The sequence below is a fragment of the Dyella sp. AtDHG13 genome, assembly GCF_003201105.1.
In the GTDB taxonomy this organism is placed as follows: domain Bacteria; phylum Pseudomonadota; class Gammaproteobacteria; order Xanthomonadales; family Rhodanobacteraceae; genus Dyella; species Dyella jiangningensis_B.
Genome location: NZ_QICJ01000024.1, coordinates 1 through 11,872, shown reverse-complemented (window position 1 = coordinate 11,872; position 11,872 = coordinate 1). Strand labels below are relative to the sequence as shown.

Annotated in this window: 10 protein-coding genes and 1 pseudogene; 2 read left to right on the top strand and 9 right to left on the bottom strand. The window is 68.2% G+C overall.

What is annotated here, in order from left to right:
* On the top strand, window positions 1-278 hold a 278-nt coding region (locus BDW41_RS22715), incomplete at its 5' end, for an FCD domain-containing protein (RefSeq protein WP_146217409.1).
* Window positions 275-703, top strand: coding sequence for an MFS transporter (locus BDW41_RS22710; RefSeq protein ID WP_304529205.1), 429 nt, complete (start codon window positions 275-277; stop codon window positions 701-703). The genes BDW41_RS22715 and BDW41_RS22710, both read left to right, overlap by 4 nt.
* A 316-nt stretch (window positions 704-1,019) precedes the next feature.
* Here the strand turns inward: BDW41_RS22710 and hrpB are convergent, their stop codons facing one another.
* The 9 genes and pseudogenes from hrpB to BDW41_RS22665 all read right to left on the bottom strand — a co-directional run.
* Window positions 1,020-3,536 carry an ATP-dependent helicase HrpB gene (gene hrpB / locus BDW41_RS22705; protein ID WP_074552331.1) on the bottom strand — a complete coding sequence of 839 codons (2,517 nt, stop codon included), beginning with the start codon at window positions 3,534-3,536 and terminating at the stop codon, window positions 1,020-1,022.
* Between the two features lie 1,383 nt (window positions 3,537-4,919).
* Window positions 4,920-7,325 (bottom strand): type II secretion system secretin GspD, encoded by a 2,406-nt coding sequence (gene gspD / locus BDW41_RS22700; protein WP_074552330.1) that lies wholly within the window; start codon window positions 7,323-7,325, stop codon window positions 4,920-4,922.
* 3 nt (window positions 7,326-7,328) lie between these two features.
* A complete protein-coding gene (locus BDW41_RS22695; protein ID WP_074552329.1) occupies window positions 7,329-8,048 on the bottom strand; it encodes a hypothetical protein in 720 nt (239 codons plus the stop codon).
* A complete protein-coding gene (gspM, locus tag BDW41_RS22690) occupies window positions 8,045-8,674 on the bottom strand; it encodes a type II secretion system protein GspM (RefSeq protein ID WP_074552328.1) in 630 nt (209 codons plus the stop codon). The genes BDW41_RS22695 and gspM overlap by 4 nt, the downstream gene beginning before the upstream one ends.
* Window positions 8,671-9,837 (bottom strand): PilN domain-containing protein, encoded by a 1,167-nt coding sequence (locus BDW41_RS22685; protein ID WP_074552327.1) that lies wholly within the window; start codon window positions 9,835-9,837, stop codon window positions 8,671-8,673. The genes gspM and BDW41_RS22685 overlap by 4 nt, the downstream gene beginning before the upstream one ends.
* On the bottom strand, window positions 9,834-10,694 hold the full coding sequence (locus BDW41_RS22680; RefSeq protein WP_074552326.1) for a type II secretion system protein GspK: 861 nt from the start codon (window positions 10,692-10,694) through the stop codon (window positions 9,834-9,836). The genes BDW41_RS22685 and BDW41_RS22680 overlap by 4 nt, the downstream gene beginning before the upstream one ends.
* Window positions 10,691-11,374 carry a prepilin-type N-terminal cleavage/methylation domain-containing protein gene (locus BDW41_RS22675; RefSeq protein WP_074552325.1) on the bottom strand — a complete coding sequence of 228 codons (684 nt, stop codon included), beginning with the start codon at window positions 11,372-11,374 and terminating at the stop codon, window positions 10,691-10,693. The genes BDW41_RS22680 and BDW41_RS22675 overlap by 4 nt, the downstream gene beginning before the upstream one ends.
* Window positions 11,371-11,754 carry a prepilin-type N-terminal cleavage/methylation domain-containing protein gene (locus tag BDW41_RS22670; RefSeq protein WP_233497005.1) on the bottom strand — a complete coding sequence of 128 codons (384 nt, stop codon included), beginning with the start codon at window positions 11,752-11,754 and terminating at the stop codon, window positions 11,371-11,373. Before BDW41_RS22670 ends, BDW41_RS22675 begins: the two co-directional genes overlap by 4 nt.
* A gap of 5 nt (window positions 11,755-11,759) precedes the next feature.
* A pseudogene (locus BDW41_RS22665) lies at window positions 11,760-11,872 on the bottom strand (type II secretion system protein GspH); the annotation flags it as partial.

Genomic DNA, 11,872 nt, shown 5'->3' with positions numbered 1-11,872 from the left:
TCGCCTTCCACGACGCCGTGCTGCAGGCCACCGGCAACGAACTGATGCAGTCGCTGTTCTCGGTGATCGAGACCGCGCTGGGCACGTTCTTCACCCTGTCCGCGCGCAGCGCCACCGATTTCCGCTATTCGCTGCCTTATCACCACAAGGTATTCGAGGCGATCAAGCGCCAGCAGCCGGAAGCGGCGCGCAAGACCATGCTCGCGATGGTCGCCGACTCGCACGAAAACCTGCAGCGCACGCGTGCCCGCGGCGGCCGCCGGAAGGCGAGCACGTGAGCACCGGCCTTATCGGGCTCGACTGGGGCAGCACGCACCTGCGTGCGTACCGCTATGACGGCGAGAGTCGCGTGCTGGAAAAGCGCGCGCTTGGGCACGGCGTTCGCCAATTGCCCGCGGGCGGCGACGTCCACGTGATCGGCGCCGCCAAACAGGCGGGACTGTACTGCGTGCCCGGCGTCGCCACGCCTACCGAGGCGTTTGCCGCGCTGGCCGCCGGCGCCGATGCGCTCATGGTCGGCATCACCTTCCTCACCCTGCTCAACGGCATCGGTAACGCCAACACGTTCTGGCTCTACGCCGCGCTCAATGCGGTGTTCATCGTGCTCACGTACTGGTTGGCGCCGGAAACCAAGGGCGTGACGCTGGAGCAGATCGAGCGCAATCTGATGGGTGGGAAGCGGTTGCGGGATATTGGGCGCTGAGGCTTCGGCAACCCAGGCGTGGACATTCAACCATCCTGTCGCTCCATCCCCCTCACCGTCATCCCCGCGAAGGCGGGACAAGCGCGAAGCGCGTAGAACGCCCGCAGGGCGGCCCGTAGGGCGAGCGAAGCGAGTCATCCAGCGTCTTTCGTTCTAGCCGTGCGCTTCAAAGTCACTGGATCCCTGCCTTCGCGGGGATGACGGTGAGGGGGCACAAGCCTCATGGGGTTGCTTGAGCATGCGAACGAATGCCCAAGCACCACCACACACCTTCCCCTGGGGCCGCCGCACCGCAAGGTCGGCGGTCTTTTTTCACTTACGTGCCACGCGGCTTGGCGCGATGCGTGGGCACCGCCGTCCACGGATCATCCGGCCACGGATGGCGCGGGTAGCGTCCCTTCAGTTCCTTCTTCACCTCGGGATAGGTGCGCTCCCAGAAACCCTTGAGGTCCTGCGTCACCTGGATGGGTCGACCCGCGGGCGAAAGCAGGTGCAGCGTCACCGGCACGCGCCCGTTGGCGACGCGCGGCGTATCGGCCAGGCCAAACAGTTCCTGCAGTTTCACCGCCAGCACGGGCGGTTCGCCTTCGGCGTATTCCAGCCGTCGCGACATGCCGCTGGGCACGGTGAGGCTTTCCGGCACCTGCGCATCGAGCTGGCGGCGTTGTTCGTAGTCGAACAGCGAACCCAGCGCCTGCGAGAGTTCCTCCGCGCTCAGCGCGTCCAGCCGGCGCTTGCCGTCCAGATACGGCGCCAGCCAGTTTTCCATCGATGCCAGCAGGGCGGCGTCGGAGACATCGGGCAGCCCGAGTTCCGGCATCCAGCCGCGCAAGGCCTGCATGCGCGCGCGCAGTCGGCGCGCGTTCTCGCTCCACGGCAGGACATCGATGCCCTTGGCGCGAACCGCTGCCAGCAAGGCCGGCAGCGCGTCTTCCGCTTTCACCGGCACGCTGCGGCGCTCCAGTACGATGCCGCCGAAACGATGTTCGTCGAAGGCTTCCACTGCATTGCGCTCATCGTTCCAACGCAGGGCGCGTTCGCGCTTGAACTGGGCGGGATAGTCGCGTTCCAGCACGCGCGGATCGATGGGTGCCGCGGCAAGAATCAGGCTATCGCGCGCATCGAACCGCACATCCAGCGCCACCAGCCACGGTTCGCCGTGCAGCGCCGTGCTTTCGTGCAGCCGCGCGCCGCGGCCATTGGCAAGCGTGTAGCGCAGCGGATTGTTGTCATCGCGTCGGGCCACGCGATCGGGAAAGGCGTGCAACAGCAGATCGCCGACGGCATGACTGTCGGGCACGCCGCTCGCCGCGGAGCGGACATCCAGCCGACGGCGCCAGCCCTTACTGGCCTGCTCGATCGCCGCCAGCGCACCGCCATCCGCGCCGCCGCGCGCACCGGCAGTGTGGCGATCGCGCCATACGTGCAGCGCGCTCACGCGTGCGCGGAAATCGTCGGTGCGCGCCTGCTCGCCACGCAACGGCGAGCGCGCTTCCATCAGGGCGAGCAGGTCCGCGACCAGGGCACGCAGCTCGGGCTCCGCGCGCAGCGCCGCCGCCCCCAGGCGTGGCGTGGCACCGAGTTCCAGCATCTCGCGTCCCAGCGCGGTGATACGTCCATCGGCCGTCAGCGCACCAAGCTGCACCAGCAGCTCGCGCGCCTGCGCCAGTGCACCGGAAGGCGGCGCATCCAGCCACGGCAGGTCATTGCCTCTGCCCGCGGTGACGCCCCACGCGGCAAGCTCCAAGGCAAGGCCCGACAGTTCCGCCTGCGCGATTTCTGCCGTGCGCGATACATCCAACCGCTTGCTCTGCGGCCACAAGCGATACGCCGTGCCCTCCGTCACGCGGCCCGCGCGACCGGCGCGCTGATCCGCCGATGCCTGCGAGATGTTCACCGTTTCCAGCCGCGTAAAACCCGAGTTGGGATCGAAGCGCGGCTCGCGCGCCAGGCCGCTGTCCACCACGGCGCGAATGCCCGGCAGCGTGACGCTGGACTCGGCCACGTTGGTAGCCAGCACAACGCGGCGCGTGCCGGGCTCCGCCGGACTCAAGGCCGCCTGCTGCTCCGCCATGGAGAGCTCACCATGCAGCGCCACGATGTCGATGTTCTCGTCCAGCGAGGCTTCGAGCATGGCCTGTGTGCGCGCAATCTCGCGTCGTCCCGGCAGGAAGGCGAGCACGTCGCCTCCGTTTTCATCCAGCGCCTGTCGCACCACACGCGCCAGATGGTGCTCCGTCGTTTCCTGCGCACGCGCCGCGGGATACTCGATGCGCACCGGAAAACTGCGCCCCGGACTGCTGATGCGCGGCGCATCCAGCCACTGCGCGATGCGCTCGCCATCGAGCGTGGCCGACATCACCACGATGCGCAGCTCCTGCCGCAGCGTACCCTGCACATCCAGCGCCAGCGCCGCGCCCAGATCGCCGGCGAGATGGCGCTCGTGGAATTCGTCGAACAGGATCGCGCCGATACCGGTGAGTTCCGGATCGTCCTGGATCAATCGGGTAAGAATGCCTTCCGTCACCACTTCGATGCGCGTGGCTGCACCCACCTTCGACTCGAAGCGAATGCGATAACCGACGGACTGGCCGACTTCCTCCCCCAACTGCTTCGCCATGAACTGCGCGGCGGCACGCGCAGCGATGCGGCGCGGTTCCAGCATCAGGATCTTCGCACCCGCTAGCCACGCCTGGTCGAGCAACGCCAACGGAACCTGGGTGGTCTTGCCCGCGCCCGGCGGGGCTTCGAGCACCAGGCGCGGGAGTGCAGCGAGAGAGGCGCTGATCTCGGGTAGCAGAGGGGTGATGGGGAAGGATGTGGGCGTGCTCATCGTGTGGATGATAGCGGGCGGGGATTGGGGGTGTCGGTGGTGACGGGGTTCAGCGTGGTTTCCTCTTTCCCGCTGGGGAATGGGTTGGGGCATGGCCAACTTTATGCGGGCATTCCCGCTTTTTGGTGGTGGTGGGTTTGGCGCTCACCTCACTGCCTCAGTGTTTCGCCCGTCATTCCTGCGAACCCAACAAAAGGGGGCAAGGGCAGGAGGCGCTTTTCAACAGCCTAAGGGCTGGTCATCCAGTGACTTTGCTTTTGGTTGTCGCGTTGCGGTGATGGGCGCCTCCGTGCGTTCCCTCGACCTGGCCGCCTACGCGGCGGGCGTTTCGATCGTCTGCCGACGCTCGAGTCACTTTTCTTTTGCTGGCCCAAAAGAAAAGTAACCCAAAGAAAATGGCCTTCAGAGCCAACGCCCGTAGCATTACGAAGGGATAAGCCCGAACGCGCGAGGTACGTTGTGACTTGGCAACCTTCGCCGCTACACAGCGGATACTTAGGAGCGCTTCGCAACGCGCCGTGGCGCAGAGGGCTTAAAGCAGCATGCGCTACGCTTCCCGACCGCAGAGGTTGGGTAAAGAGGACGCTACGCTTCCCGACCGTTTTGGAGAACTCGCCGCCTTGCGGCAAGCCATTCCCGTAGCGCGCTGCTCAGCTTCCTCAGCACGTTCCAACACGGCACCTCACTCCTGCCTTTGGAGCCGATTCAAATCTCGCGTGTATGCACATTTCGCCTCACCGTCATCCCCGCGAAAGCGGGGATCCAGCGACTTTATTCGCTGCGAGAAGGCTCAAAGACACTGGATCCCCGCTTTCGCGGGGATGACGGTGAGGGAACCGGGGTCGCTCCGGAGATTTTGAACAAGCCTAGGACAGGCGCTCCGCGCCTGCCTCGACGGCTCGTGCTCTTGATCTTCCGGGTCCCCGTATGAGGCGGCAGGCGGGTGGAGGAATAGCCCGCAGGGTGGCTCGCAAGGATGCGAGCCAGTTTGTCGTCAGGGCAGGATGCCCTGTCGACAAACCCCGCAACCCGTCCGCGTACCTATCGGGCTTCAGCCCGATAGGCGCCGATTCCGGGGGGCCCTTCTCTTTGGTTACTTTCTCTTGGGCAAGCAAGAGAAAGTGACCCGGCCTCCGGCAGGAGGTCGGAACGCTCGCCGCGTAGGCGGCAAGGTTGCGGCAGCGCTAAAAAGTGCCGACCGAACTCCACGCGACAACCCAGCGCAAAGCGATGACTCGCTTCGCTCGCCCCTACGGGCGTTCTGCGCGCTTCGCGCTTGTCCGGCCTACGCCGGGATGACGGCTAAAGAATGAAACGCTGAGGCGAGCACCCGCCCCTCACCCCAACCCTCTCCCCGCAGGGGAGAGGGAGACAACCGGCAGCTTACGGATGCGACGCCGCCCCACCGCCACTGGCACCCGCGCCATCCGCCCCCTTCGCCCGCAACGGCGCCAGCGACTCGAACTTGCGCTGATACTCGTCCGTCACCTGCTTGGCTTCCTCGCTGCTGGTGATCACGCGCGGCGTGATCAGCACGATCAGTTCGGTGCGGTTGCGGCTGTGGTTGGTGGTGCCGAACAGGCGGCCGATGATTGGCACGCGATTCAGGCCGGGGATGCCGGTGTCGGTGTTGTCTTCCTGCTGCTGGATCAAACCGCCCAGCAGCACCGTCTGTCCGCTCTGCACGGCGATCTGCGTGCCGACGGCGCGCTGCTGGATGGTGAAGTTGCCTTGCGAGTTGGCGTTGCCGGTGGTGCCGCTCACCTGCTGCTGCACGTTGAGGTAGACGAGGCCGCCGGGATTCACGCGCGGCTGCACGTCCAGGATCACGCCCGTCGGAATGTAGCTGACACTGCTGGCGGTGGAGCCGGTGGTGTTGAGGCCGGTGACGATGGACGTCTGGTTGATCGGGATCTGGTCGCCGACCTGGATGTGCGCGACCTGGTTGTTGAGCACCACGAGCGAGGGCGCGGACAGCGTCTTGGTGTTGCCGTTGGTTTCCAGCGCTCGAATGGCGACCTGGAATTTGCCGTTGCTGCTCAGGAAAGAATAGAAGAACGGCTCGCCGCCGTACTGGTTGCCGCCGGAGCCCAGCGAGATCTGGCGATGCGCACCGGGATACGCGCTGGTGGCGCCGGTGATGTTGCCGTTGCCATCGACCTGGGGCACGCTGTTGGCGAGTCCTTGCAGGTACCACTGCACGCCAAATTCGAGCTGGCCGGTGAGGTCCACCTCGAGAATGCGCATCTCGATCTGCACCTGCAGCGGTACGTTGTCCAGCCGCTTCACTGCCTGCTCGATCTCCGCCCACTGCGAGGGCCGCGCGCGCACCAGCAGCTGGTTGTTGGAATCCACCGAGCTGATGCGGATGGAGCCGTCTTCGGAGACGTATTGCTGGTTCTGGTTGCCGTTGCCGCCGGCGTTGTTGCTGCCGAAGGAGGACAGGCCACCAGCAGCGCCACCCGATGTGCCGTTGCTGCCGAAGCTGTTGCCGGTACCGGTGGTGCCGGTGCCGCCCAGGCCGCTGGAGGTGCCGCCCGTGCCGAAGCCGCCCGCGTTGCCGAAGCCGCCGCCCACGCCGTTGACGCTGGGGCTGCCGAAGCTGCCGGCCGTGCTGCCCATGCCGCTGGCGTTGCCGTTGGCATTGTCGCTGGCGCCCAGCGTGGCGCCGTTGAGGCCCGGGCCGACCTTGCCGGCGTTGCCGCCACCGCCGCTGCCGCCGTTGGTGTAGATCTGCGCCAGGTATTGGGCGAGGTCCGATGCCTTGATGTTGCGCACGTCGTAGACGAACAGCTCCGGTTCGTTGCCGCCGCCGCGGTCGATCTTGGTGATCCAGTCGCCCACTTCCTGCAGGTACTGCGGCTGGCTGCTGATCACCACGATGGCGTTGGTGCGTTCGATCGGCAGGAAGCGCACCATGCCGGCCAGCGGCGTGTCGCCCTTGGGCCCGAACATCTGGTCGAGCTGCGGGCCGAGTTCACCGACATTGGCGTGTTGCAGGCTGAACACGCCCACGGACATGCCACGCAGCCAGTCCACGTCGAAGGTGTGGATGGTGCGCTGGTAGTTGTCCAGTTCCGAGGGCGTGCCGGACAGCACGATGAGGTTGCGCGACGGGTCGGCCAGCAGCACGGAGTCGCTGCGCGCGAACGGCTTGAGCAGCTTCTGCATCTCGGTGGCGGAGATGTAGCGCAGCGGGAACAGCCTCGCCTGCAGGCCGCCTTGCGGCGCCACGGCGTTGAGGCTGGGCACCAGGTTGCCGGCCACGGCGTCCTTGGCCGGCATCACCACGTATTGGCCGTCGCGCATCACCAGCGCGTTGTTGGTCCACGACAGCAGCGTTTCCAGGATGGGAATGGCCTGGCTGCTGTCCACCGGTTCGGAGGTGGAGAAGGACACGTTGCCCTGCACGCCCGGCACGATGGTGTAGTTCTGCTTGAGCAGGTCGCCGAGGATGGCCTTCACCACGGCCTGCACCGGCTGGTTCTCGAAGTTGAAGGTCACCGCGCCATCGCCGCTGGCGGCCTTGCGCGGCTGCGCCAGGCCGGTGGCGCGCACGAACTGGCCGTTGCCTTCGGTGACCTGCGGCTTGGGCGTGACGGCCGCCGGCTCGGCCGGCGCGTTGCGCGTGTTCAGCGGCGCGGGCACCGGCTTTTCGGTGCCGGCCATCGCCTCGCGCTGCAGCGCGCCGTCGTCGTGCGCGGGCGGCAGCGACTGGCAGCCGGCCAGCCACAGGGCCAGGGTAAGCGTACTGAGGCGGCTGAGCCGCGAGGTGCGCTGGATGGACATGGATTAGTGGGCTCCCTCGGGTGTCGCGGCCTGCTGTTGGGCGCGGCGCTTCTGGATGGCTTCCCGCAACTGGCGGATACGGTCGGCCTGCGTGTCCGAGCCGTTGGGGGATTGCAAGGCGGGGTTGGGCACGTTGGCCGGATTCGCCTGGATCATGGGCCCGTTCTGCGGCGCCGGCGCCACGGCCACGCCGCCCTGTGCGGGCGGTGGCGTCGGTGCCGGGTTGCCGTCGGGCTTGGGCACGTCGATGGGCGCGCCGGCCGGCAGCTCCAGCTCGGTGCGGCCACTGCCCGATTCGAACACGGCCGCGCGCGGCTTGAGCTCGACCAGTCGCCAGCTGCCGTCGGGCAGCGTGTCGCCTTCGCGCACGCGCACTTCGTGCTCGCCGCTCTTGTTGCGCAACAGCGCCATGTGCAGCGGCGGCGTGAGGATGATGCCGGTGAGCGACATGTCGCCCAGGCTGGCGCCGCCGGCCGCAGCGTGCACGGTGGGCTTGCGGTCGTTGTTGAACAGCGGCTGCGTCCACACGGCCGAGAATTGCGCCAGCGGCACCGGCGGCGGCAGGCCCTGGTCGTGCGCCGGCGGCAGCGGCGTCGCCGGCCGCGGCGGGCCCCAGGATACGCCGCGACCCACGCCGGCGAGCAGCACCAGCAGCAGCACGCCGAACAGCGCGGCCACGCCGCCGAGCAAGGGGGTCAGGCGTCGTTGGGCGGCGGCGTTCATGGCGCACCGCCTTGCGCGTCGTCGCCGCTCGCGCGCGGCTGGCGCACGTAGCCGGATAGGGTGAACTGCACTTCCAGCGGCGCGGTGGCCTGCTGCAACGCCGCCACCGGGTTGCGGTAGATGCTCAGGTCGTCCACGAACAGATACGGCGTGCCTTGTTCCAGATCGTGCAGGGTCTCCGCCAGCGGCTGCACATCGCAGCGCAGGCTGATGCTCACCGCCACCTTGCGGTACGGCTCGTCCGGCGCGGCCGGCGGGTTGGTCACCGGCATCTTCTGCGTGACGTCGCACGCACCGCCCTGCGGATGCGCGGCCACCGCATCGACCACGCGCTGCATCAGGCCCGCGGCCGCCGCATTGGGATCGTCCTCCGGCAGAAACGCATGGCTGGCCGCCTGCCCCGCGCCCATCGCCGCGATGCGCTGCTGCAGCTGCGGCTTCTCGGCGATGGCGGCGGCGTAGCGCGCATGCGTGTCGCGCAGGTCGTCCATCTCGGCATGAATGGCCTGCAGCGGTGCCACGAACCACCAGTGCAGCAGGGCGAAATACGCCACGACGATCACCGCCAGCAACAGCAGGATCGCCGCGATGCGGCTTTCGCGCGGCTTGAGCGCGGTCATCTTCATGGCGCGCTCCCCGCCGCCGCGGGTGCCGCCTTGGGCTTTGCCTCGCTGGGCTTGCGCAGCTGCGCGACCATGTAGAAGCGTTCCTTGCCGGTGGCCGGGTCGACCTGGATGGTGCCCTGGAAGTTCGCATCCGTGATGACAGTGGAGCCCTTCAGCGCATCCACCAGGCGCGCCGCCTGCGGGCTCTGGCCCTGGAAGCCGACCTGCCCGCTGTTGTCGATGCTCAGGCGTTCCAGCCATGCCGTGGTCGGCAGCCGCTGGCTGATGTCCTGCAGCACCGCCAGCGCCGACACGGTGCGCTGCTTGCGTTCGGCCAGGAAACCCGCGGCGCCGGCATTGTCCTGCAGTTGTTGCCGCAGTCCGGCGACCTGCTGCGCGTCGGCGCGCATGCCTTCCACGTCGGTGCGCATCTGCTCCAGCGCGCTCTCGCGGTTGTGCAGGAACTGCAGCAAGGAGAGCAGCAGCAGCACGATGGCGGCCACGCCCAGCGCCAGGTTCAGGCGCTGCCGCGGATGCTTGCGGCGCGGCGCGAGTTCGGCCGGCAGCAGGTTCGCGCCCAGGCGATCGGCGCCGGCGGCCACGTCCACCGCATCCACCTGCAAACCGGATGCGGCCAGTTTGGCCAGCACCGGATCCAGCGCATGGCGCGGCACCACCACCAGCTCCGCCGCGAAGCGGCCGGCCGGTGCGGGCGCGCGTACTTCGCGCACGTCGTAGCGCACCTGTTCGACGCGGAACGGCGTCTGGCGATCCATCTCGAAGGCGCCGATCTGCGCGAGGTTGTCGCGCGCGGCCAAGGGCAGGTTGAGGCGCGGGCGCAGCACGTTCGTGCCGTCCAGGCACAGGGCCAGGCGCAGATCTTCGGCGTCCACGCCGCGCAAGGCGTCGGTAAGCGCCACCTGCTGGCCCGTCGCATCGAGCTGGCTGCTCCAGCGCGCCAGCACCTGCGTGCTGCCGGCCTTGCGCAAGGTCCAGTCGTCGCCATCCAGCTGCAGCAGATACCAGGCCGCGCCGCCGCCGAAACGCTCGCGCCAGCGCGCCGGCAGCAGCGCGCGCAGTTCGCCGCCCCACCACGCAAAGAAGCGCGGCAACGGCGAGCCGCGCCATGCGCGACGCGCGCGGTCGAGCTGCAGCTGCAACGGCTGTGGCTGTGCCGTACTCATTCGCCCTCTCCCTCCTGCCAACGCAGCACGGTGTACGGCAAGGCGCCCGGGCGTATGCCCTGTAAACGCACCGTCGCACGCAGGATCGCGCGCGTACCGTCAGCCAGCGTGGCCTCCGAACGAATACTATGCGTCACTCCCTGCATCGCGCCTAGGCCCGGCTGCTGCGGCGCGCCCGTACGGGACGCGGCGATGGCCTGCGCCTGCGCCGGCGTCATGCCGGGCACCGCGGCCAGGGCCAGTGGCGGCGCCAGGTTCGGATCGGGCGTGGGACGCCCCGACCACAGCGTGACCTGCGACGCCACCGCCTGGTACACCTTCGGATTCATGCCCAGCACCATCTGCAACTCCTCCACGGTGCCGAACGGCCCATGCCGGGGACCATAGTCCAGGCCGGCATTGGCGTAGGCGGCGTTGGGCACCGTGCCCGGTGGTGAATAGGAAAAACTTCGCCAGTCGACGATATTGCGCGTCAGTGATTGCGCATCCATGTCGGACATGCCCGCCGCGCGGAACAGGTTCTGCAGCACGTCGGGCGAGGCGGCATTGAGATCGACCTTGCCGGTTTCGCTGATCACGCTGATGCTGACCTTGGCGCCATCGAAGGCGAACGGATAGCTGCGCCCGTCCGGAATCCAGCGCTGATCCGCTTGGGGATCCTGCAGGGCATAGATGGCGCGCATCAGGCCGGCTTCGGCGGCGTAGTGGGCCTGCGTCTGCGCGAACTGGTAACGCGCCTGCAAGCCCTCGGTGCGCGCAAGCACCGCGTAACCGCCGACCAGGATGGCCAGCAGCGTGCACGCCCACAGCACCACGAGCAGGGCCACGCCACGTTGTCGATGCGCCGCGTTGCTCATTGCACGGTCCTGCGCTGCAGGCCCTGCAGCAGGTCGGCCGGCTGGCCCTGTACCGCCGCCGCATCCACGCGCAGCGGCGCGTCGAGTTCCGGCCATGCGGTGGTGCCGTCCAGTTGCAGCGCAATGCGCACGACGCGCGGCATGGCGCGCACGTCGTCCCAGGCGCCGCGCCAATCGCCCGCGCGTTCGGCGGTGTCGGGCGCGCGGTAGCTGAAGCTGCCGTCGCGCACGTGGTCGACCAGTACTTCCGGATCGCCCAGCGCCTTGGGTGCGGTACCGTCCGGCGGCATCAGCGCGAAACTCGCTTCCAGCCGCGAAGTGCCATCGCCGTTGGAAACCAGCTTCAGCTGCTGCAGCTGCGGGCCGAGCCGGCCCAGGTAGCCCGGCAAGGGCGCGACGAAACGCAGCTCGTGCGCATCGCCCTTGAAGAAGATCGGGTCGCCCTTGTCGGTGCGCGCCAGCGGCACCGCGCGCGCCTGCGCCAGCTCGCGACGCAGGAACTGCTGGGCCGAGCGCACCTGGTCCACCCGTTCGATCGACGCCTCGCCCGAGCGCACCGCGTGCGTGGCCGTGCGCACGCCCGAATACACGCCCACCAGCAGGATGGCGAACAAGGCCAGCGCACCCAGCACTTCGAGCAAGGTGAAACCCGACGCGCGCTGGCGTGCGTTGCCGCTCATGACGCCTTCACGGGCCCGAGCACGCGCAAGGTGCTGAAGTGCGCGGAACGCTCGTGCAGGCGCGGCCCCCAGATCACGTCCAGGTCGAGCTTCATCACGCGCATCGGCACGTTCTGCCCGGCCGGCGCGGCACTCCACGGCGTCACCGCCAGCCGCCAGCGATAGTTGGCGTCGAAGCGACCTTCCGTATGGCCGGGCTGCAACGGCGTGGTGATGTCCACCGTGTCCAGCAGCGAACGCGCCCACAGCGCGGCCTGGCTGTGATCGTCGGCGTTGCGCGTGAGCTGGATCGACCCACCCGCCACCTTCAGCAACGCGGCGAAGGCGATGGCCAGCAGCAGCGTCGCCGCAATCACTTCCAGCAGACTGAACCCGCGCATGCGCCTCATCGCTTCGCACTCGCATCCGCCACGCTCACCGCGCCGGTGAGCCAGGACACGTTGACGCGCCATTGGCGGCGTTCGCGTTGCAGGGTGATGTGGCCGCCGGTGGAGCTGC